The 21682-nt window shown below is 62.9% G+C and carries 25 protein-coding genes; 18 read left to right on the top strand and 7 right to left on the bottom strand.

Translation table 11 applies throughout. From position 1 onward, the window contains the following. Positions 1-59: 59 nt before the first annotated feature. Entirely contained in the window at positions 60-242 is a 183-nt protein-coding gene (locus GT613_RS12400; protein WP_144300974.1) for a hypothetical protein, read from the bottom strand. A gap of 127 nt (positions 243-369) precedes the next feature. Between GT613_RS12400 and GT613_RS12395 the strand changes: the two genes are divergently transcribed. From GT613_RS12395 to GT613_RS12380, 4 genes are read left to right on the top strand one after another with little or no spacing between them, the layout of a single operon-like run. Continuing rightward, entirely contained in the window at positions 370-717 is a 348-nt protein-coding gene (locus tag GT613_RS12395; RefSeq protein ID WP_161172644.1) for a hypothetical protein, read from the top strand. 58 nt (positions 718-775) lie between these two features. Beyond that, positions 776-2203, top strand: a complete 1428-nt coding sequence (locus GT613_RS12390; protein WP_035584627.1) for a radical SAM/SPASM domain-containing protein — start codon at positions 776-778, stop codon at positions 2201-2203. Continuing rightward, complete coding sequence (locus GT613_RS12385) at positions 2200-2592, top strand: Nif11-like leader peptide family natural product precursor (RefSeq protein WP_035584629.1); 393 nt, start codon at positions 2200-2202, stop codon at positions 2590-2592. Before GT613_RS12390 ends, GT613_RS12385 begins: the two co-directional genes overlap by 4 nt. Before the next feature lie 12 nt (positions 2593-2604). Continuing rightward, on the top strand, positions 2605-2973 hold the full coding sequence (locus tag GT613_RS12380; RefSeq protein WP_035584632.1) for a Nif11-like leader peptide family RiPP precursor: 369 nt from the start codon (positions 2605-2607) through the stop codon (positions 2971-2973). A gap of 267 nt (positions 2974-3240) precedes the next feature. Here the strand turns inward: GT613_RS12380 and GT613_RS12375 are convergent, their stop codons facing one another. Together GT613_RS12375 and GT613_RS12370 are read right to left on the bottom strand one after the other, a co-directional pair. Further along, positions 3241-3516 (bottom strand): hypothetical protein, encoded by a 276-nt coding sequence (locus GT613_RS12375; RefSeq protein ID WP_009608474.1) that lies wholly within the window; start codon positions 3514-3516, stop codon positions 3241-3243. 132 nt (positions 3517-3648) lie between these two features. After that, positions 3649-4500, bottom strand: coding sequence for a LytTR family DNA-binding domain-containing protein (locus tag GT613_RS12370; RefSeq protein WP_114526542.1), 852 nt, complete (start codon positions 4498-4500; stop codon positions 3649-3651). A gap of 355 nt (positions 4501-4855) precedes the next feature. On the opposite strand from GT613_RS12370, the gene GT613_RS12365 reads away from it, so the two are divergent. From GT613_RS12365 to GT613_RS12330, 8 genes are all read left to right on the top strand, one after another. Next, positions 4856-5161, top strand: coding sequence for a hypothetical protein (locus tag GT613_RS12365; RefSeq protein WP_009305310.1), 306 nt, complete (start codon positions 4856-4858; stop codon positions 5159-5161). Positions 5162-5195: 34 nt separating this feature from the next. Further along, the gene (locus tag GT613_RS12360; RefSeq protein ID WP_114518474.1) at positions 5196-5561 is read left to right on the top strand and encodes a Nif11-like leader peptide family RiPP precursor; all 366 of its coding nucleotides are present in this window, start codon (positions 5196-5198) and stop codon (positions 5559-5561) included. Between the two features lie 370 nt (positions 5562-5931). Then, positions 5932-6219, top strand: a complete 288-nt coding sequence (locus tag GT613_RS12355; RefSeq protein ID WP_009305307.1) for a hypothetical protein — start codon at positions 5932-5934, stop codon at positions 6217-6219. Beyond that, on the top strand, positions 6216-6725 hold the full coding sequence (locus GT613_RS12350) for a hypothetical protein (RefSeq protein WP_009608476.1): 510 nt from the start codon (positions 6216-6218) through the stop codon (positions 6723-6725). Before GT613_RS12355 ends, GT613_RS12350 begins: the two co-directional genes overlap by 4 nt. After that, positions 6725-8923, top strand: a complete 2199-nt coding sequence (locus tag GT613_RS12345) for an NHLP family bacteriocin export ABC transporter peptidase/permease/ATPase subunit (RefSeq protein ID WP_015761473.1) — start codon at positions 6725-6727, stop codon at positions 8921-8923. Before GT613_RS12350 ends, GT613_RS12345 begins: the two co-directional genes overlap by 1 nt. Positions 8924-8935: 12 nt before the next feature. Beyond that, positions 8936-11107: an NHLP bacteriocin export ABC transporter permease/ATPase subunit gene (locus GT613_RS12340; RefSeq protein ID WP_015761472.1), complete on the top strand. Its 2172-nt coding sequence runs from the start codon at positions 8936-8938 to the stop codon at positions 11105-11107. 48 nt (positions 11108-11155) lie between these two features. Next, positions 11156-11416 (top strand): hypothetical protein, encoded by a 261-nt coding sequence (locus GT613_RS12335; RefSeq protein WP_009305303.1) that lies wholly within the window; start codon positions 11156-11158, stop codon positions 11414-11416. Positions 11417-11741: 325 nt separating this feature from the next. After that, positions 11742-12683, top strand: coding sequence for a hypothetical protein (locus GT613_RS12330; protein WP_161172643.1), 942 nt, complete (start codon positions 11742-11744; stop codon positions 12681-12683). 58 nt (positions 12684-12741) lie between these two features. Here the strand turns inward: GT613_RS12330 and GT613_RS12325 are convergent, their stop codons facing one another. The 4 genes from GT613_RS12325 to GT613_RS12310 all read right to left on the bottom strand — a co-directional run bounded on the left by GT613_RS12325 (position 12742) and on the right by GT613_RS12310 (position 17734). Continuing rightward, positions 12742-12960 (bottom strand): hypothetical protein, encoded by a 219-nt coding sequence (locus GT613_RS12325; protein ID WP_015761470.1) that lies wholly within the window; start codon positions 12958-12960, stop codon positions 12742-12744. Between the two features lie 127 nt (positions 12961-13087). Next, positions 13088-16735: a S8 family serine peptidase gene (locus GT613_RS12320; protein WP_086414255.1), complete on the bottom strand. Its 3648-nt coding sequence runs from the start codon at positions 16733-16735 to the stop codon at positions 13088-13090. A gap of 110 nt (positions 16736-16845) precedes the next feature. Further along, positions 16846-17433 carry a hypothetical protein gene (locus GT613_RS12315; protein ID WP_009608429.1) on the bottom strand — a complete coding sequence of 196 codons (588 nt, stop codon included), beginning with the start codon at positions 17431-17433 and terminating at the stop codon, positions 16846-16848. Between the two features lie 109 nt (positions 17434-17542). Further along, on the bottom strand, positions 17543-17734 hold the full coding sequence (locus GT613_RS12310) for a hypothetical protein (RefSeq protein WP_009608472.1): 192 nt from the start codon (positions 17732-17734) through the stop codon (positions 17543-17545). A 41-nt stretch (positions 17735-17775) separates the two neighbouring features. Between GT613_RS12310 and GT613_RS12305 the strand changes: the two genes are divergently transcribed. The 6 genes from GT613_RS12305 (at position 17776) to GT613_RS12280 (ending at position 21670) form a co-directional block, all read left to right on the top strand. Then, the gene (locus tag GT613_RS12305) at positions 17776-18012 is read left to right on the top strand and encodes a hypothetical protein (protein WP_057385068.1); all 237 of its coding nucleotides are present in this window, start codon (positions 17776-17778) and stop codon (positions 18010-18012) included. Positions 18013-18053: 41 nt separating this feature from the next. After that, the gene (locus GT613_RS12300; protein WP_370516127.1) at positions 18054-19913 is read left to right on the top strand and encodes a PP2C family protein-serine/threonine phosphatase; all 1860 of its coding nucleotides are present in this window, start codon (positions 18054-18056) and stop codon (positions 19911-19913) included. Between the two features lie 2 nt (positions 19914-19915). Continuing rightward, on the top strand, positions 19916-20221 hold the full coding sequence (locus GT613_RS12295) for an STAS domain-containing protein (RefSeq protein ID WP_015761467.1): 306 nt from the start codon (positions 19916-19918) through the stop codon (positions 20219-20221). A gap of 4 nt (positions 20222-20225) precedes the next feature. Then, complete coding sequence (locus GT613_RS12290) at positions 20226-20648, top strand: ATP-binding protein (protein WP_009305295.1); 423 nt, start codon at positions 20226-20228, stop codon at positions 20646-20648. A gap of 31 nt (positions 20649-20679) precedes the next feature. Then, positions 20680-20958, top strand: a complete 279-nt coding sequence (locus GT613_RS12285; RefSeq protein WP_009305294.1) for a hypothetical protein — start codon at positions 20680-20682, stop codon at positions 20956-20958. Between the two features lie 424 nt (positions 20959-21382). Beyond that, positions 21383-21670 (top strand): hypothetical protein, encoded by a 288-nt coding sequence (locus GT613_RS12280; protein ID WP_009305293.1) that lies wholly within the window; start codon positions 21383-21385, stop codon positions 21668-21670. Positions 21671-21682 lie beyond the last annotated feature (12 nt).

The raw sequence follows: 21682 nt of genomic DNA, 5'->3' as shown, positions 1-21682 counted from the left end.
ATTTTCGACACAAATCTGGGCAAAATCCGGGCGAAACGACGAAATGCCTTGATCGGTGTTCATTGTCGCGGTAGTTGCAAAGCTTGCCACCATTGCAGCGCCATGCGATCCTTCGACGATTTCGCCGTCCGCGCCGCGGCATTGAGCGATACGCGCGACTGCGATCGAGGCATCGGCACGTTTTTCTTTGAGCGAAATGAACGCCCCCTCACGCCCATCTGTCCTGCTTCGTTCGGCTCCATGCACGAGCGTTCGTTCGCCGTAATCGGTCGTTCGTTCGCGGCGGCTTGCAGACGGCAGAAGCGGTTCTCATACTGATCCGCAGACACCGGTCGCGACGCGCGGTCGGACGAGAAAGGGGTAATCATCATGGCGGCAACCGAGCAGGAGATGATGGAACGCGCCGCGCGTATCCAGACGATTGAGGAGTTGCGCGAGGCATGCGCTGAGTTCGGCGTGGAGATGTCTCCCGAAGACGAGCAAGCTTTCATGGCTGCAAAGGCAGAGTTGCGGGAATTGTCGGAGGGGGAACTGGACGCCTCGGTCGGCGGATCGAGTTTTTTCGGCCCCGGATCGCCGTATATAAACCTGTTCGACACCTGCGACCAATGGGATGGCTGGGATTTCGATAATCGCATATGCGCCACGTGCCGCAACAAGCAGATGCTCTATCCGTTATTTACCTGCCGGTTCAAGCCGAAAAACGCCTCATCGTAAGCAGGGAGGGAGAGGGTCGCCGAGGCGGCGTCCGCATGTAAAGGAAGAAAAGAGCGACATGAAGCGACTTTTGAGAGAAGATCTAGTTCTGCGGGGCTGGGAGAAGCTGCCCTATGCCGTGGTCGAGCGGCCGCACAACGGCGTGCGCTTCGTCGACGCGCGCACGTTCGAGGCGCTTTCGCTGTGCGATGGGCAGATAGACCTGTCGCTACCCATCATCAGCGACGAGGTGCGCGCCATCGTGGAGAAGCTGGAGGAACAGGGTGCCGTGCGTCCGTGCGAGCCGGGAGAGCGCCTCACGCCCGATCAGGAGTACCGCCGCTATCAGAACCGCTTCGTCCGAACCGCGCACTGGTCGATCACCGGCAAGTGCAACTACCGGTGCCGCCACTGCTACATGTCCGCGCCCGACGCGAAGCTGGGCGAGATCGACCACGACACCATGATGGACCTGGCGCGGCAGATCGCCGACTGCGGCATCCTGGAGGTGTCGCTGACCGGCGGCGAGCCGCTGGTGCGCCGCGATTTCATGGAGCTGGTGGACGCGCTTTTGTCCTACCGCATACGGATCGCGCAGATCTACACGAACGGCAAGCTGGTGGACGAGAAGCTGCTCGACCAGCTGGAGGAGCGCGGGATTCGTCCCGAGTTCAACATGAGCTACGACGGCACGCAGGGCTGGCACGACTGGATGCGCGGCGTCCCCGGCGCAGGCGACGCGGTGCTGGCGGCGTTCGACCTCTGCCACGAGCGGGGTTTTCCCACCGGAGCCGAGATGTGCCTGCACCAGGGCAACAAGCACCTGCTGCGAGAGAGCGTCAGCACGCTGGCGGCGCACCATTGCGAGAGCCTGAAGGTCAATCCCGTGGCGGACACCGACACGTGGGAGCGCCTGGGCGAGGACAGGTCGCTCACCTTGGAGGAGACCTTCGAGGTCTACCTGGACTACATCCCCTGCTTCTACGAGGACGGCGCGCCTCTGGGCCTGCATCTGGGCGGCTTCTTCATGGCGCGTCCGGGCAGCGGGGATTGGACCATTCCCAACATAGGGAAGCATCCGGAGGAGCGCGACCCCGCCGCGTGCGCGTCGCAGGTGACGTGCGGCCACGCGCGCCAGACGCTCTACCTGTCCCCGGAGGCGCGGATGCTGCCGTGCATGGCGCTGTCGTCCATGCCGATGCAGGAAAGGTACCCGCTGGCCACCGAGATCGGCTTGAGGCAGGGTTTGTCCGACTCGGAGTACCTCTCGCTCATCGATACGCGCGTGAGCGCGCTGTGGGAGCACAACCCCGAGTGCGCCCAGTGCGAGCACCGCGGCGCATGCGCTGGCGGGTGCCGCGCGAGCGCGCTGTTCACCGCCCCCGACGACATACTGTCGCCCGATCGCGCCCAGTGCCTCATCCTGAAAGGCGGCTACGCGGCCCGTATTCGGGAGACCGTGGAGAGGGCTCAGACGAGGATCGCCGAGAGAAAGGAGAACGAATGAAGCAGGGCATGAAGGAATTCATGGAGAAGGTCAGCGAAGACGAAGGCCTGCGGGTCAAGCTGGAGGCCCTCGCTGGTCTGCCAGAAGACGAAGTCGCGGCGAGAATGGCCGCCATCGCGTGCGAGGCCGGTTTCGAGGTGACGGTCGAGGATCTCGACCCCGCCGAAACGGAGCTCGACGAGAGCGAGCTTGCTGCCGTGTCCGGCGGCTCCGTAATCGTGTCCCCACTCTTCAAGTGCAATTACCAACAAGATAACACGCTTTGCTGCGCCTCCTGCGCGTATAGCCGTTTTTCGTACCCAAATCTCTACTGCTTTTTAGATAAAAACGAAGGCGGGCCGAAGCCTGCCGAAGTCATGCCTTTGCAGTCCAACGGAAACCTTCAATAGAGAGGAGCGCGCATGAACGAGCAATTGAAAGGCTTTTTGAAGAAGGCGAGCGAGGACGGGCCGCTCAAAGAGGAACTCGGCGCCCTCGCCGGCCTGCCCGAAGAGGAGCGTGCCGAGCGCGCGGCAGCCATCGCCCGGGAAGCCGGCTTCGATGTGTTGGTCGAGGACTTCGCTCCTGTCGAAACGGAGCTTGACGACGACGAGCTCAACGTCGTGGCAGGAGGAAGTTACGCCTGTTGCTGTAGGCAAACCGGTACGGGCCTGATGGATGATCGCCCTGTGCTGTGCGATTGCCCAAGAGAGGGGACAGGAGCCTGGACCGACGGAAGCGGGTTCGTCAACGTTGATAGAGTCTGCCACTCGATGGGCGACGTTGGCTAGGCCTTCCCCGTGTGGTCTTGCTGGAAGATGGCGAAAGGAAGACGCGCGAACAAGCAGGTGAAAGCGTTCTTGGCGAAGGGCAGAGTCGAAGCGAGCGGTTTTCTCTGCCGGCTCAGCCCTTCGCATCTCCCCGCCGTATTCAGCCGCGCGTTGCATGTGAGCCCTGCCGCCACATCGCAGTGCTTGGGGGAGATGGAGGGTTATGAACGATTTTCAGACGTCTTTTCCAAGCTTAGATGCTGAATTCCCCGAACGGAAGATCCCCCTCTAGCCGTCCCAATCCCAAGGGGACGATGTTCTTACGCAATCGAAAGAGTGCGGGCCGGTGTCCAAGAAGAAGCGGCAATGAATGCAATAGTGCCTTTCGTCATACTCGTGTCCGGGGTTGGGAACCCATAATCCGCATCCGAAATGGTAGCGATTGGGGTTTATTATGCGGTCAAGAGGGATCCCTGGCCCTCCTCCGGTTGCATCCAATTCCTGATCGGCGAGCTTTTCAGCAGCTTCTTCTGCCGCTGTGCTGGTTTCTTTGCCAGTTGCCATGGCGGGCCTTCTTTCTCTTTTCGAACCGCCTGCTTGAAAGCAGCTTGCGACGCCTAGCATACGAAGCGACGGCGCCCGTCCGCAACTCCTTGCGAACGAAAGACCGCTCGCGCGCAACGAAAAACCTTGTTGCTAGCCGAATAGCTCTTTCTTCACCTGGGATAGACGTTTGGTGGGAATCTCGATGACAAGCCCGTTGTCCATCACCAGATCGCGTTTCTCCAGGCTCGCGACATGGCGCGGGCTGATAGCGAAGCTACGATGCACGTACATCATGTCCAATCCAAGTTGCTCCAGCACGTTTCCCATGCAGCCGTGCACCGTTACGTCCGTCTTCTCGCAATGAAGCACGGTGCGCTGCTTTCGCGCCTCCACGCACACGATCTCATCGGGGTTGATGCGCCATGAAGTGCCGTCTACGTCGCGCACGGTAACGGCCTCGTCTTGGCGTTGGCGCATCAGGACGGCTTTGAGGTACAGGTATGCCTGCTTGCTCACGCTCACGGAAAGCGGCTCGCTATCTGGTGCAGGAGGCAGCGGATGCGATACATGGCAATAGCAGATTTTCAGGGAGTCGTCGTTTTCGTCGCGCTTCCACACGAATGTGAAGCGCTGCTCCTGTGCGGCAAGTCGGCCGGATGCCGGGTCGCCGAAAACCAGGTAGCTCCCTGCCACGATGCACAGGGTCTCCTGGGCGGCAACGGGCAGGTACTGCTCGCACATAAGAACCACGCGGGGTCGTTCGATAGCGATCTGCTCCATCTGGCGGCGAAACGAATCGCTTGATAAGTCGGGCTGGTCGTCCTGTGCCCCCATCCATGCGAAATCATCGGAAAGGCGGGCGGCGCACCAGCTTGTCCCGCCGTTCCAGTACCGATGGACGAACTCGCGCGTCAGCGAAATCGTCTCGTCCATCAGGGGATGAGAAGCAGAACCGTCCGCGGGAGCCTCGCCCCGAACATGCCTGCTGCTCTCGCTAGTCACGGTATGTTCTCCTGGAGACATGCGCCGAACGGCGCGAGAACGAAGTATGCAACACGGCCTTCTTCACTGGCAACCTTTCAGAAATGCAGAAAAGGATGAAGGCGACGAGCGCCTTCCCCGCAGTATAGAAGAAAGCCGCAGACGGCTCGTCGATGCCAAACGAGGTCGAAACGAACGCCCCTTCAAACGAAACGAGCGTTCCCTTTGCCTACCGCTGCGCACTGCGCAACAGGCTTTTCGTGCGGTTGAATAGGTCGTTCGTTCGCGACGCCTTGCGTGCGAAGGCCGGCGATTTCTACACTTATCGGCAGGCATCGTCCAAGAAGGACGGACGGAACAGGAAGGGGGAGCTGCTATGGCGGCTACCGAGCAAGAGATGATGGAGCGCGCCGCGCGCATCCAGACGATTGAGGAGCTTCGCGAGGTCAGCGCCGAGCTCGGCCTTGAGTTGAGTCCCGAAAAAGAGGCAGCTTTCATGGCGGTGAGAACCGCGGAAGGCGAGCTCACCGAGCAACAGCTGGATGCGACCGTCGGCGGGGCCTATCATGTCGTGTCCCCGTCTGACGTGTGCGACTTCCAGGCATCGGAGACGAAGTGTTGCGCCACCTGCAAGTACGGTCAGTTCGATTGGCCGAATTACTATTGCGTGGTAACGCTGTAAAACCAGCAAACCGAAGAAACGGAGAGGATTGCGCATGAACGAGCAATTGAAAGACTTTCTGAAGAAGGCGAGCGAGGACGAGTCGATCAAAGACGAGCTGAAAGCGCTTGAAGGCCTGTCTGCGGAAGAGAATGCAGAACAGGCGGCTGCAATCGCGCAGAAAGCCGGCTTCGACTTGTCGGCCGAGGACTTCGCCCCTTCATCGGCGGAACTCGATGAAGACGAGCTGGGCGCCGTCGCCGGAGGCGAAGCCTGCTGCTGCCAGTACACCGGTTTGGGCTTGGTTGACGACCGCGGGGCGGTGTGCGAATGCCCGACCACGGGAACGGGAATTCGGAGGGATACCGGCGAGGTCTGCGAGATCACTTCCATCTGCCGCTTTATGGGGGAGGTCGGCTAGGCGCGGACGCGACTGCGGCTGCATTAGCTTGGGCGGGGGTTCTTGAAGAACCGCCGCCCGTCGCCGCTTGCGAAACCCGTAAGCGGCGATGGGCGGCACGGGCGCGTGATCTGGGCGTTGAGGAGATGGTCGGTATTGATCCGATGAAAATGCGCGGTTTTAAGCGCTTCTCTCGAACGAGCAACCGTCCTTGGTCGTTCGTTCGTTGAAAGTGGTCGTTCGTTCGTGGGGCGTTGTCAGTCGCGTGTTCGTACCCCATCGTTGTCGGTTGACGAAAAAGAGCGTCGCCCGCGCTTCATCCGTTCACGATGCGCAGCGATGCCCGAAAAAGGGGAACCGTTTCTTTTGACCGCGCGAGCAAGGAGCGACGATGGTCGAACCCGATGCGAAGAGCCCTCGTTCCGACCGTGACGAGGCTGCGATGGATGCCGCCCGCCATGCGGCGGGGGGCATGTCGTTTGACGACTTCAAGAGCCTTATAGAGCAGGAAGGCCTGTGGGTGAACGACGCAGCGGCGCAGAGCGCCTGGGGGGCGCTGGGCGAAGGCGAGCTGGCGCTTGACGAACTGGATGAAGTTGCGGCCGGCTGCGAAGGAGTCGAGCTTCCCATCGTTCTGCCCGGCTTCGACGGTTTGACCGAAACGGGAGGTTCACGATGAGCGCACGCGACGGAAAAGACAAGGCGGCTTCGCCCTTTCGCCAGGAAAGCCTGGATCGGGCAAAGTCGCCCGAGCAGCTCGACGACTACATCCGCGTGTCGAATCCCGGGGTGTGGATGGTGCTGGGCGCCGTGCTTCTGTTGTTGCTGGCCGGCTTCATATGGGCGTGCTGCGGGCGCTTGGTCGACACGATGCCTACTGCGTTGGTGGTGCAAGGCGGCCACGCGACCTGCTACGTCGCCGAGGACGAGGTAGGTCAGGTGGCCGTCGGCGACACGGTGAGCGCCGACAGCGCCAAAGGCGCCGTAGCGTCCGTGGGAACCACGCCCCTCTCTCCCGACGCACTGGCCGCGCAGCTGGACGAGTACGCAGCGCACAAGGTGAACGCAACGAGCTGGATGTTTCCCGTCGACGTGACCATAGACCTGCCCGACGGCGTGTACGATGCCCATGTGGCCACAAGCGAGTTCGCTCCCATCAGCCTGATTCTGGGGGGCGCATCGTGATGCTGCCGGGTAAGGGAGCGCGCCGCGCTCGCACTGCAGGCAAGCCTGGCCAGATGGCGGGCAAGGTTCCCGTTATCATGCAGATGGAAGCGCTCGAATGCGGGGCGGCCTGCCTGGCCATGATAGCGGCTTATTACGGTAAATGGGTGCCGCTCGAGCAGGTGCGCGCGGACTGCGGCGTATCACGCGACGGATCCAAGGCTTCCAACGTGGTGCGCGCGGCTCGCGCCTACGGATTCGAGGCCTCGGGTTTCCGTATGCAGCCCGAGGCGCTGCGCTCGCAGGGCGTGTTCCCTTGCATCGTCCACTGGAACTTCAGCCACTTCGTGGTGTGCCGCGGTTTCAAGGGAGGCAAGGTGCATCTGAACGATCCGGCACGCGGCGAGGTGACCGTGACGGAGGAGGAGTTCGATGCCGCCTTCACGGGCGTCATGCTGCGCTTCGTGCCGGGTCCCGACTTCCAGCCCAGCGGCAAGCCCCGGTCGGTATGGGAGTTCGTTGGCCCGCGCCTACAGGGCTCGCGCGCCGCGCTCGCGTTCGTGGCCATCACGGCGGCGGTGACGGCCGTCGTCGGCATCATCAATCCGGCGCTCTCCCAAGTGTTCATGGATCGGCTGCTGGGTGGGAAGAACCCGGAATGGCTGTACCCCTTCATTGCCTTGCTGATAGCCGTGGGAGCGGTGCGCATCGTGGTCGAGGTGCTGAACGCCATGTACCTGCTACGTCTCGAGGGCAAGATGGCGGTAGTGTCCAACTCGTCGTTCATGTGGAAGGTTCTGCACCTGCCCATGGAGTTCTTCTCGCAGCGCATGGCCGGCGACCTATCGGCTCGTGCGGCCACCAACACCACCATCGCCGCATCGCTGGTGAAGCAGTTGGCGCCGCTGCTGCTGAACTTCGTGCTGCTGGTGCTGTACGCCGTGGTGATGGTTGCCTACAGCCCGCTGTTGGCCGCCATCGGCATAGCGTCGGTGGTGATAAACCTGGGCATGGCGCGCTTGATCTCGGCGAAGCGCGTGAATGTGACGCGAGTGCAGATGCGCGATGCGGGCAAGCTGGCCGCCGCCACGGTTTCCGGCATCGAAATGGTGGAGACCATCAAGGCCGCCGGCGCGGAGGGCGGCTATTTCGAGCGTTGGGCCGGCTTCCAGGCAGGTTTCAACACGCAACAGGTCCGCTTCGCGCGCTTGGGGCAGCGACTGGGGCTGGTGCCCCAGCTGGTCATGCAGGTGACCAACACCGCCGTGCTCATGACGGGCGTGTACTTGGTGCTGCAAGGCCAGTTCACCGTGGGCATGATCCTGGCGTTCCAAGGCTACCTGTCGCAGTTCATGGCTCCCGCTTCCACGTTGACGTCCGTCATGCAGACGCTGCAGGAGATGCGCACCGACATGGAGCGCATCGAGGACGTCATGCGCTATCCGGATGATCCGGCGTTCTCCCAGGCTCCGCTCGACCGCGCCGCATCGTGCGAGAAGCTCAAGGGCGCCGTGCATATGGAGGGCGTGACCTTCGGATACTCGAGGTTGGAAGAACCCCTGATCAAGGATTTCGACCTTGATGTGGAATCCGGACGTAGCGTGGCCTTCGTAGGCCCTTCGGGGTGCGGCAAGTCCACGCTTGCCAAGCTGGTCAGCGGCTTGTTTCGCCCTTGGTCGGGTACGGTGAGCTTCGATGGCTCGCCCATGGACGAGGTGCCGCGCGAGGTGCTGACCGGGTCGGTGGCTGTGGTCGACCAGGACATCGTGTTGTTCAACGATACCATCGCCAACAACATCCGCCTGTGGGACACCTCCATCGAGGACTACGAGGTGATCCTTGCCGCGCGCGATGCCGGCATCCACGAGGTCATCATGCAGCGCGACGGCGGCTATAACGCCGTGTTGTCCGAAGGCGGGCGCGACCTGTCCGGCGGACAGAGGCAGCGCTTGGAAATCGCTCGCGTGCTGGCGCAGGATCCCACCGTGCTCATCATGGACGAGGCGACCAGCGCGCTCGATGCCAAGACCGAGCAGGAGGTCATGAGCGCGGTGCGCAAGCGCGGCATCACCTGCATCGTGGTGGCGCATCGCCTGTCCACCGTGCGAGACTGCGACGAGATCGTGGTATTGGACAAGGGCCGCGTGGTGGAGCGCGGCACTCACGAAGAGCTGTGCGAGCGCGGGGGCATGTACCTGCAGCTGGTGACCCAGGAATAGGAGGAGGTGCGCATGGGTTGGTTCGACAGTCAGATCAAGGAACGGCTGGAGCATGACGAGGACCTGGTCTCTCAGGCGGCCTGGGATCTTTCCGTGGCCATCACCGGGCGGGCGGCGGGCGGCGCGGAAGTGGATGCGGGCAAAGCCGCGGCCGATGCCGTGGGCGAGGTGCTGGCGTACTACCGCGTGAAGCCGGCCGATGCCCCGCGCGACCCGAAGAGCGTGCGCGACCTCATAGACGCCCAGCTGCGGGGAACAGGCGTGATGTGCCGGCGCGTCGTGTTGTCGAAAGGCTGGCAGCGCGACGCGGCGGGGGCTATGCTGGGGTTCGTCGACGGCGCGCCGGTAGCGCTGATCCCTCAGCCAGCGGGGGGCTTCGCGTACAGCGACGTCGCCACCGGCGAGAAGGTACGCGTCGATCGCGCGAATGCGGCGCGGCTCGCACAGGAAGCGTACTGCTTCTACCAGCCCCTGCCGCAGCGAGAGCTGGGCGTGAGGGACGTGCTGCTGCACATGGTGCGCAGCCTGGACCTTTCGGATTACGTGATGATCGTGGCGGCGACGTTGGCCGTGACGTTGCTGGGCATGCTTCTGCCTGCGGTGAACAGTCTGATTTTCGGACCGGTGGTGGATAGCGGCAACGTGGGCGTGGTGGTGCCCATCGCCGTGCTGCTGGCGTCGGTCACGTGCGCCCGGGTGCTCATCGGCGGCGCGAAAGAACTGGTCATGTCGCGCGTTGGCACGAAGCTGAGCCTGTCGGTGCAAGCCGCTGCCATGATGCGTACGCTTTCCCTGCCGGCGCCGTTCTACCGCGCGTACGCATCGGGCGATCTGTCCACACGCCTCTCGAGTATCGAGACGCTGGCGAGCATGCTGCAGAACATCGTCCTGACCACGGGTTTGACCTCGGTGTTCTCTCTGGCGTACGTGGCGCAGATAGCTGCGTACGCACCCGGTTTGGCCTTGCCCGCGCTGGGCGTGATCCTGGCCAGCGCGGCAGTGTCGGTGGCGTCCGTGCTGGTGCAGGTGAGCGTGACCAAGCGCAAGCTGGAGCACTCCGCGCGCCGCAAGGGATGGGAATACGCCTTGTTCACCGGCATCCAGAAGATCAGGCTGGCCGGTGCGGAGCGTCGCGCGTACGCCACCTGGGTCGATTCGTACAAAGACGAGGTCAAGCTGACGTACAACGGCCCGCGCCTCATGCGCTACTCGAACGTCGTGCAGACGGCGGTCTCGGTGGTGGGCACCATCGTCATCTACTTCACCGCCGTGCAGACCGGTGTGTCGACATCGGAGTACATGGCGTTCAATCTGGCATACGGCATGGCCACGGGCGCGTTCATGTCGCTGGCCGGCGTCGCCGGCAACTTCGCGTCCATCAAGCCGCACCTCGATATGGCCGCACCCATCATGAAATCGGTGCCGGAGTCCGCCGGGGGCAAGCAGGTGCTCGAGCATTGTTCCGGTCGCATCGAGATGGACAACGTCACTTTCCGCTACGCCGAAGGCGCGCCTGCCGTGCTGGATGATCTGTCGCTGAAGATCCGCCCCGGCCAGTCCGTGGGCGTGGTGGGCAAGACCGGCTGCGGGAAATCGACGCTCATGAGGCTTCTGCTGGGATTCGAAAAGCCGCAGAAAGGCGCCGTGCTGTACGACGGGCGCGACATCGAGACGCTGGACGTGGCCAGTTTGCGCCGCAACATCGGCACGGTGCTGCAAGACGGAAAGCTGTTCACCGGCGACATCTTCTCCAACATCGTGGTGGCTGCGCCGTGGCTCACGATGGAGGATGCGTGGGAGGCGGCCGAGCTGGCGGGGATCGCCGACGACATTCGCGCCATGCCCATGGGCATGAATACGATGGTGTCCGAGGGCGCGGGCGGAATCTCGGGCGGCCAGCGCCAGCGCATCCTCATCGCGCGCGCCGTTGCCCCCAAACCCAAGGTACTGTTCTTCGACGAGGCCACCAGCGCGCTGGACAACGTGACGCAACGACAGGTGAGCGAGGCGCTCGATCGGATGAAGTGCACGCGCATCATCGTGGCGCACCGGCTGTCCACCATTCGCGCATGCGACCGCATCATCGTGCTGGACGGCGGCCGCGTGGTGGAGGACGGCACCTACGAGGAGCTGTGCGCGTTGGGCGGCGTATTCGCCGAACTGGTGGAGCGCCAGACCATGTAGGGGTGGGGGTCTGTTCGCTTAAAGGGCTGACAGAAAGGCGGATCGAACATGAACGATTCCGATAAATTCCAGCAGCTTGGCTTGGACGATCTTGAAGAGGTGTCCGGCGGCGAGGCTCTGTCCGACAGGGCCGTGGCCGCTCTTCCGAAAGCGGTGCCCGGCGGCATCTGCCCTTACTGCGGGATGAAAATTGCCGTTAGTCTCTACGGCACCGCGTTTACGAACGACCATGAGCGCTTCGGCTTCAGCAACGCCACTGTGTGGCAGTGCAACAAGTCGGATCTGGATTACACGCTGTTTCGCGAGTAAGCGGACTTTCGCTTCAGACGCTGATCGTCGCGTCCCGTACGCGTCCGTCGCGCGATGGCCGCCGCAGTTGCGAGCGCGGCGGCAGCGAAAAGGGCTGTTGCTGCTGCGACGGTTCCCGGCGGGTCGCCAGTGCTTGCGAGCGGGGTCGCCATGCCTTTGTCCGCCGTCGGCGGGGACTAGGGATCTGCGCGGGCTCGTCGGCGTTCGTTTCGGGATATGCCGCGCTCGTGCCGTCCTTTCCGTTGTCGGGCTCTTTCGCGCGCCTATCGGACGCAGCGCTCCTATACTTCGACTTAAAAGATCCGTTTTCGAGAAAGGACGTACTATGGCGCATCCCCCTCGCACCGGTACGCAGAAAGCTCTGCGCATCACCTCTATCATCATGATCATCTTCGGAGTTTTGGTTGCGCTTTCGGGCGCGATCATCATAGCCTCCGGCGCGGCGGCCGACTCGCTCGGCCTGAACGACGCAGTGAACTTCCAGGGCACCGAGACGACGGCGGGCATCCTTACCATGGCCGTGGGCATTTTGGTCCTGATCATGGGCGCCCTGCAGCTGATCGTTGCCTTCCTTGGCCTGCGCGCTTCCAACGATGCGAGCAAGGTCGGCCCCTATCGCGCGCTCAGCTGGGGCATCTCCATCGTCATCCTGGCGATGATCGTGTACAACTGGTTCTTGGGCGGCACATTCCTGGACGACCCCTTTCTGCTTATCGGCGACGTCGTCTACCTGCTGGTGTGCACCACCCTCGCCGACGTGGTGAAGAAGGAGCATGACCGAGGCATCGTTGGTGAGGCCAAGGCCGAAGTCGAGCGCTCGGGCAGCCAGAAGGCGCTGCGCGTCATCTCCATCGTGCTGGTGGTGTTCGCCGTCATCTCCATCGTGCTGGGCCTCGCGTTCCTGGCGCTGATCGCCGCCGGCCTGGGCACCGACGCCGTGAACGCGATGGACCCGAACGACCCGGATCTGGTGGCCGGCATCGCCGTGGGCCTGGTGCTGGGCGTCGTGCTGGTCGGCAGCGGCGTCGTCGACCTGGTCGTGGGCGCCCTGGGCCTGCGCGGCGCTCGCGATCCGCGGAAGGTCAAGCCGTTCTTCGTGCGGTGCGTCATCGGCCTGGCCATCGAGGTCGCCGGCGACGTCTGGCTCGCGGCGCAGGGCATGCTCTCGTCCATCGGCGCGAGCGGCGCGGTGGAGCTGCTGGTCATCGGCGCCTGCACGTGGCTGGCCTACGACATCATGCGCCAGAGCCGCGGCATCGAGGCGTAAGCGCGAGCTTCCATTCTTCCGTGAAGGCCGTCGATCCCTCGACGGCCTTCACCATATCTCACCAGATTTCGTCGCCAGGATAGGTTTTGCATTCCACCTCGCAGAAACGCTCTCCTTCGCCAAGATATAGGTGAGTGTCTTTAAACTTGGGATCCTTCGTGCTCATACTGCAGAACGGGCAGAACGATTCGGAGGGATCCCTCCGAAAAAATACGCCGCCAGCCACCCCGTCCAGCTCTTCGGCGCTCAAAGAGTCGTGCTTCTTGGATTCGCTCATAACCTATCTCCTGTTTCAGATCGAATAACCGGTCGTTTTTTGCAAAGACATCCTTCTTTTACTTCCTTTGACCCCGATAGGCTCTGGTGCGCGCATCGAGAAGATCCGGTGGCATCCGCTGCCGTCTTCATAGCCTGTTCTTTTTCGCTTTTCGTCGTGCAGCCGTGGCAACGCCTATGCTTGCGAGCATGACACCGGCGGCCAGCGTGATAGCCGGCACGAAAGCGCCTAATGGGTCGCCGGTTCTCGCCAGAGACGTTGCATCCCCCTTGCCGACAACCGGTTCCGGCGCAGCTGCAGGGCCAGGTCCGGACGTAGGGCCGGGTCCAGGTTCAGGTAGGTCGCCGGGTTGGGGCAGCGTCTCCATCGGCGTGGCCCGTATCACCCGGCCACCGTTCTCGTAGACCGAGAAGCCCATGGTGTACAGCCATCCGTCGTACGCTGTCGAGCTCGGGAAGTACAGCGGCACCCGGGAGGCGCGCTTGTCGATGCCTTGGAAACTTTTGTCTCCGTTCGCCAAGTCCAACAGATAGGTGTCCTGATCGAGCTCGCGTCCGCCGTCGGCTTCTTCGACGCTGATACGGCCCGACAGCACCACTCCGGCTTTGACCGCTGCCAAGCCGAACGAATCGTCGTAGCCGGGCGCAAGCGCAGGCAGGGCGGCGGACAGGTCGTTGCCAACGTACGAGTCGCCGGATCTCACGATGCGCTCGAATACGGGGCTCGTCGTCGAAGAGCCCGTCACGTCGTGCACATCGCCCAAGGCGACGAACAGCTCGGCCCCTCGCGCTACGACAAAGGGAGTCGAGCGGCCTGTCGCGAGGGATCCCGCAGCCGTTACCGCCCCCGTCTGCGTATCGTACACGGCGATGTTGCCTTCGGTCAGCTCGACCCATTTGACACCGTCGTACGCGGCGCCGCCCACCAGCAGCATCGCTCCATCGCAGTTCACTATCGTCGCATGAAACGGCAGGCGGGAAGCGTCATGGGAAGTCCAGGCGTTCGTCGCCGGGTCGTAGCTGACAAGACGAGGAGCCAACGCCCCATCCGTCTCGCCCGCTTCGCCGTATACGTACAGCTTGCCGTCGAACACGGTCATCGATGCGCTGCTGAGAGCCTCGGGTAGGTCGGCGCACTGCGTCCAGCTGTCCTGATCGGGGTCGTAGCGCCATAGCGCATAAGTGCCCGCATGCGATATGCTGAAGTCGTTTGGCAGCAGGTATAGCGAACCGCCCAGCCCGGTCAGAAGACCGTACGACACGCCAACCGGCAGGCCCTCATCCGACGTGGGAAGCGCTATGGTCTTCTCGAACAGGGGCGTGGATTGGTCGTCCGGTCGCTCGGGAACCTGCAGCAGGAAGCCCTTCGATCCACTCTTGCCGTTGCCGGCCGTTACCTCTACCACCAGCACGCCGCTTTTGAGACCCTGTGGGCACTCCGTTACGATGGAGCCGTCCGACCAGGAGCGCACAGCAGCCTCCTTGCCGCCGATGTGCACGCTTCCCGCACCCTGAGCTGCGCCGAAGTAGCTGCCCTCCACCATGACGAGTGCGGCGTCGCCGTCGGATTCCATCCGAGCGCCCGACACCACCGGGACGAAGTCGCCCGACGCAACCCTCAAATCAAGGTGTCCGCCCGACGAGCACTTGCCGGAGAACGCGTCCACCGGACGCACGGAGGCCTTCACGAGCGCCGCCAGCTTCGCAGCGCGCTCGGCCGGGGTGGAGCCGTCGACATCCTGCGCGAGCACCATGGCCGCGCCGGTGACCATGGGAGTTGCCATGGACGTCCCGCTCAAAGATTGATAGGGAATCGCGGAGCCGGCCCTGCCCGTTCCAACCGTGTCGAGGTACAGGGCATCGGTCGGGGCGATCGGCGTGCCGGCGCGTGCGAACGTCAGCCGCACCTGCAGCTTGCCGCCTTCGAACGCCAAGGTGCCGCCGGCATTCTGGGCAAGCGTCTGGGCGTCGAAGGCGATGGTCGTCCAACCTCGGTCCTTCCCAAGGGCCGCGACAGCCGTCTGTCCCATCGGCGTCCAATCAAGCGCGCCGTCTTTCATTATCGCAACCTGGTAAAGCAGGTTGTCGTTGTTCTGGTTCGTGGCCGTCGCGTTCATTCCTACGTACCGGACGCCCTCTTGGTTCGACGGATCGACTTCCATCGACACCACGACGCTTCGAAAACTGATGCCCAGCGCCGTCTCTTCCGTGAGCATTTCGGAAAAGGGGATCTTCAGAGCTCCGCCCCTCGCATCGAAATGGGTCGCCCCCTGCACGACGGCATCTATATCCTCGGACGACGTCGGCGTCGCGCGCGCCGTAACCGACGGGGCGTCGCTTTCGAACGTCTCGTAGCTCAAAGGGGAGCCGTCGGCTTCGGGAGCGTAGGCCGCCCTGCCGAGGGGCACGGTGGACATGATGTTCATGCCCGGAGCCACCACGTCGGTCGTTTCCACGCCGTAGTTGCTGAACGAGGCGAGCTGCCCTGAAGAATCCGACGCATCGACAGCGACCGCATACGGGTTATGCGCGAGCACGGATGCGGTCATCGGTATCTTGTCAACGTCGGCGGCATCGTTGCCCGACCCGATGACGGTCACGGCGCCTTTCTCGCCCAGCTTCGTCGCCGCCAAGCTGAATGCTTTGCTCATCGTCCTTCCGGCCCACGAGTTGTTGATGGCGCGCAGTGGCAAGCCGGCATCAACGGCTTCGGCAAGATACTCGTATGCCCTGATGGTATCCGCACTCTCGATCGTGTTCTGCCTACCTGCGACCCTAACGGCCACCAGCTGCACGCCGGACGCGACGCCGCTCGTCCCCACGCCATCCCATTGCGACGCGATGATGCCCGCGCAGTGCGTTCCGTGGTAATGATCGTCCATCGGATCGGTGGGATCCATGCCGGGCACGACGTTGATCCCGTAGCGTCCGCCCCTGTCCGTGTACTGCGTCATGTCGCACATGATGCCGTTGAGGTCGGGATGGTTGTAGTCCACGCCAGTGTCAACCACGGCAACGACGTCGGCGGCGTTCGTTGTGCCGACCTGGTTCCAATTCGGCGGCGCGATGTCGAAACCGGCAAGGGGCGGCGCCTCTTCTTGCACCATGACTTCTCCGGTGTTGCGGCAGCCCCACTGGTAGCCGGACAGGTCGGCAGCGGCCGTGCCGCTTGCATCCGCGCTCGCCGGAGCCGACGGCGCCGCGTCCGACGAATCCAGCCCCAATGCCGCAGCGACTTGCGGCGTGCTCTCATCGAGCGCCGTCTGATCGGGGTCGTCCAGCCGCTGCACGTAGTTCGGCTCGGCGGACAGGATGCGCGGGTCGTCCTGCAGCTGGCGCAGGAGATCCTCGGTTGAGGTACCCTCCTGCCGCACCAGCACCATGCTCACCGCGTCGTCTTCAGGTAGGGATCTTGCGCTGCGCAGGAGAACCGGGCCGTTGGAAACAGATTGTTCCAACGGCACGTCGACGCCCGTAGCGGTGGCGTACGTTTCGGCCGACGCGTCCATGAGCGGTTCGGCCGAGGAGAGCGGGTCGACGCTGCGCGAACGGAGGCTGTTTCGAGATGCCGCGTTGTCAACGACGACGAGAGCCTCGCCCTCGACGTAGTCTCCGGCAGCCAGCAGATCGGCGATCTCGCTCGTCTGCGTCTGGGCAGCTGCTTCGTTTTCATCGGCCCAAGCCGCTCGGGGAGCCCAGGGGATCAGCATTGCCGCCAACATAGTCGCCAGCAGCAAGCGAAGCGCGCCCTTCCCCTGCTTTATCGTTTCGTCCATCGCCGCGTCCCTTCTCTCGTGACCGCATATACTTCTTGTTGCAATTGCTCTTTTGGCAACTACGGCAACAGGCTCGGAAACCTGTGCAGGGGCACCTGGGCCGCTCGCGCTTACGCCTCGATGCCGCGGCTCTGGCGCATGATGTCGTAGGCCAGCCACGTGCAGGCGCCGATGACCAGCAGCGCCTTCTGGCTGCCCGAGCGCTCGACTTCGGCCTTGGCCTCGCCCACGATGCCCAGGTCGTGCTCCCTCTTCACCGCGTCGGCGAGGGTGGAGCACACCAGCAGGTAGATCACGTTGCCGATGAGCAGAAGAGGGCTGTTCTGGATGTACCAGTTGCCGTTGAAAAACCATCCGTACAGGATGGTCGCCAGGATGACCAGGGAGATGCCCCAGATGAGGATTCTAAACGGCCCGATCTTGCTTGCGTCCTTGGAGCCGCGCAGGCCGAATGCGGCGACGACGAGCTGAACCAAGCCCATGGCGAGGACGATGATTCCCAGAGCGACGGAGGTGGTGTCTGCCGTGGTCTCGGTATCGCCCAAAGTCATCGGCTGGTCCATTCCCATCGTGGCGGCCGACACTCCGAGCGCGATGAGGGAGGCGCCCGATAGGATTACCAGCACGCCGAGCACGATCATGATGATGGACACGACGTGCAGGGCTTTTTGGGTTCCGGTACGCGCTGGATTGCTCATAGCGTGTCCTTTATCGTAGAGGATTGATGAGGCGAAGTATGGGTGCGGCTTCTACCAGACGTCTGAAAGTGCCTGATGACGAGCGGTGCCAGGTTGCAAAGGGCAGTTGTTACTGAAGGGGTACGGGTTTCGGGGGGATGCCTGGCCCAAAACGAGACCATTCGCCCGACCCGGCCGATACGGCATCTAAGCCTTCATCTTCAAGCTCTTCCGGGGCCTTCCGCGCGTCGTCGATTGCCGCGTCGCGGTCGTGCTCCTTTGGAAGGGTCTTCGCGTGATCGTCTTTGTTGGAGTCATCCATAGCCTATCCGCCTTTCTCGTGTCCAGGGGGCGCTCGGCTTCGTGCCGGACGTTTCGAATTCCTTCAGTATAGAAACGGCCTTCGCGAAGGCAAGCAGCGCGGAACGAAAGACCGATCCCGGCGAACGAACGATCATGCACGATGCCAAGGTCAGCCGCTCGCTGTGCGGCGAGAGCCGCTCGCTCTGTTTGCCTTCGCTCGCTGAACTCGTCCTTCGTTCGCTGGAAATGGTCGTTCGTTCGGCGCGCCTTGCCAGCGATCGCCTGACCGGCCTATGATCGAACGAATATGCGATGAAGACGCGATGCGGGGGTGCTGCGTGAAAAACGACGAAAGGCGGGTGGAGCGGTCGTCCGGCCGAAACGATGGGCATGCGGGAAGGCTCATTCGCAAGCTGGCGCTCGTGTTCCTGGCGTTCGCCGTAGTGGCCGTGGTGCTCAACTGCGCACTCGCGTACGTCAGCACGCGCGATACCTTCCTGCAGTCCGAAGCCTACCGCTTGGGGCAGGTGGGCGGTTACGCCGCGAACGCCACTCCGCAGGCGCTTCCTTCGGATGCATTGCAAGCGTGGAAAGACAACGCTGACGAGTTGGACCCCGCGACGACGTACGATCAGAGCCTCGCGGAAACGCAGGGGCTGATAAGCGCTTACAATGCCGAAGTCGACAGGCTCAAGGGGTCGGAGGAGGAGGCGACCGAGGAGGATCAGGATCGTCTCGACGGCATGCTGGCGGAGTACGAGCGAAAAAGCATACCCCTCTCGCTCTATTCCCTGGACGCGATGCTCGACCGGCTGCGCGCTTCGTTCAGCGTGTCGAGGCTTGCGGTAGTTGTTCCGGACGAGCAGAACGAGACCGTCCTCTACGTTGCGGAGGGGATTTCCGGCGATCAGAAGCGCGGGGTGGATGCTCACTTCTTCGGCGACGAGGAGCAGCGCCTCAAAGCTGACTACCCCGCCTTGTGGGAAGCGGTCGAAACCGGCGAGCCCAGCACGGATCCCGCCCTTGCGCCGGACGGCGAAACGTACGCTATGTACGTGCCTTTTGCCGTGGACGGCCAGACCTGGGTTTACGAGGTGTCGATGGGCACCGACGAGCTGGAAGCTGCAGTGCGATCGCAGGTTGCCAGCACGGTGGTGGTGTCGTTCGCCGTGTTCGCGGTTTGCCTGACGGCTATGCTTCTGCTGCTCCGCCGCACCTTGGTGAAACCTCTCGTAGCGCTCAGCTCCCAGGTGCGGGACTACGCTGCCAGCAAGTCCGCGGCCGTGGCCGACGTCATCCGCTCGCAGTGCTACCCGAAAGACGAAGTGGGCGATCTGGCTGCCAGCACGGCCGACATGATCGACGAGCTGCAGGCTCACATGGACGACGTCGCGCGCATGGGCGCCGAGCGCGAGCGGGCGCGATCCGAGCTCGCTGTGGCCAGCCGCATTCAGCTTTCGGCTCTGCCCACCGTGCGCCCGCCGTTCTCAGGATGCGATGACTTCGGGCTATCGGCATCCATGCACCCGGCAAAGGAAGTGGGCGGCGACTTCTACGACTTCTTCCTGATAGATCAGGATCACTGCGGCGTGGTAATAGCCGACGTATCCGGCAAGGGCGTACCGGCGGCGCTGTTCATGATGCGCGTCAAGGCTCTGCTGAACCAGCTCCTGCGCGAGGACCTCTCGCCCGACCAGGTGCTTGCTCGAGCGAACGACGGCCTGTGCGAGGACAACGAAGCCGGCATGTTCGTTACGGTGTGGCTTGGGGTGTTGGATTTGAGATCCGGCAAATTGGTTTACGCCAACGGCGGGCACAACCCGCCGCTGTACCGACACGCTGACGGTTCGGTCGAGTGGATGCGCGACCGGTCGGGTCTGCTGTTGGGCAGCTTCGAGGGTGTGCCCTATCGCGTGTTCGAGCGCACCATGATCCGGGGCGACTCCCTGATCCTGTACACCGACGGAGTGACCGAGGCCATGGATGCGTCGGATCATTGTTACGGCGACGAACGCTTGTTCCAGCTGGTGGAGCGGGAGTGCGACGGATACCCGGCATCCGTGTCGGGCGTTATCGAGGAGGACGTGCGCGCCTTTGCGGAAGGGGCCGATCAGGCCGACGACATCACGCTGCTGGTGCTGCGCTACGATGGACAGGAAAACGGCCCCGCGGCGTCGGCGGCCGGGAATCGAGGGTAACCATGGATGTGAACATCGCAGTAGACTATTTCGGAGGCGAGGCGGTTCTCAAGTTGGGAGGGCATCTGAACACCAATACGGCTGCCGATTTGGAGGAGGCTCTTGAGCCGGTGTTCGAGCGCACGAACAAGGTGGTGCTCGACTTCGCCGACCTGGAGTACCTGTCGTCGGCGGGTCTTCGCGTGTTGGTGGCCACGCAAAAGCGGGTCACAGCCGCGGAAGGAGCTCTGCGTATCGTGAACGCCAGCGACGACATTCGCGAGGTGTTCGACATCACGGGTCTTATCGACGTCTTCGACGTGGAGTAGGAAGGTGGAGGCGGCGGAGACGTGCACCATGCGCATCGAGGCGGCGTTGGGCAACGAGCCTGCCGTGCAGCGGTTCCTGACGGAGGCTTTGGAAACGACGGAGTGCCCGCCCAAGGCGCGCAAGGAGCTGCGCTTGGCGGTGGAGGAGCTGTTCGTGAACGTGGCTCGCTATGCGTACGACCCCGGGTCGGGCGATGTGGAGGTGTCGGTGTCTCTCGCGTCCGACGGGTGCGGGGCGAGGGTGGTGCTGCGCGACGGCGGCGTGCCGTTCGACCCGTTCGGGCACGCCGACCCCGAGGCTCCCCGCTCGGTGGAGGAGACTCCCATCGGGGGTTTGGGCATCATGATGGTCAAGCGTCTGATGGACGCGCATTCGTACCGCTACGTCGACGGGTGCAACGAAGTGACGATCGCGAAGCGCTGGTAGGGCGCGTCGCAGAAGGGAAGGGGTCTGAAGCATGGGATTCATGGGTACGGGTAAGAGCGCCGAGGATAAAGCGCTGGAGAAGCTGGCAACGTATCTGGAGAACATGGATCTGCGCCCGAAAGACGGGATGGTCCACGCGGGCGCGTTTGAAATGGCGGGCGGCTACAGCCGCAAGAACACGTCGCGCATCTTGAACGGCGTGCTGGAGTTCATGCAGAAGCAGGGCTACGAGATCCTGGACGTGCAGTTGTCGCCCAGCGGCATGGGAGACAGCCTGCTGTGCTGTCTGGTGCTGATCACGTACAAGTAGCGCTGCCTTGTGCTGCCGGTGTTTGCAGCTGCGAGGCTCTCGCAAACGCCGGCGTTCGCTTGGTAAAAGACCCGGGGGGGGGTCTTTTCTGTCAGTGCGTGGTGTCGATTTTTCTCGAACAATAGCATTCGACAGCGCATGATCGTTGGCGCGAGGCGAACGATGGGGAACCGCCGCTGGGTGCGGCGGTGTTTGCTGCGTTTCGCGGGAAGCTCGTTCGCCCCGTCTTCGGCCTTGCTCGCATCTGGGCGATTGCGGGCGCGCTCTTTAGAACAGCTCTTCGTCATCAATGATTAAAAAGATTATATACTACGGTAGGGATCGTTGTTTTTTTTTGCTGCGGAGGGTTGCGTGGGCGACCCTTCGTTCCAGGGCATCGAGAGGATGACGCGCGGCGCCCTATACTCGGAGGTAAGGAACGGTGATGACGATGTTTGAGACGGCCGACATGAGCGAGATGGAGATTCGCGACGCATTCGGGTTCACGAAGACGAAGCCGATCGTATTCAAGGAGCGCGGGGAAGACGGGCAGACCATCAAGACGCTGTCGGTCTCGTCAATGAAGCTTATCCGACTCGATACGGATGGAAAGATGGGCTCGCTCGCCATCACGCTCGAAGACGGCCGCGAACTGAGGATATGCTCGGCGTACCTCAAAGAGATGCAGGCTGCACGCTTCACGTTCGAGACGAAGGTGGACGACGAGGAGTAGCAAGGGTCGCGG

It is taken from the genome of Eggerthella sp. BIOML-A4 (assembly GCF_009875575.1).
Lineage (GTDB): Bacteria > Actinomycetota > Coriobacteriia > Coriobacteriales > Eggerthellaceae > Eggerthella > Eggerthella lenta.
The sequence above is the reverse complement of the archived record's forward strand: the minus strand, read 5'-3'. Positions and strand labels throughout refer to the sequence as shown.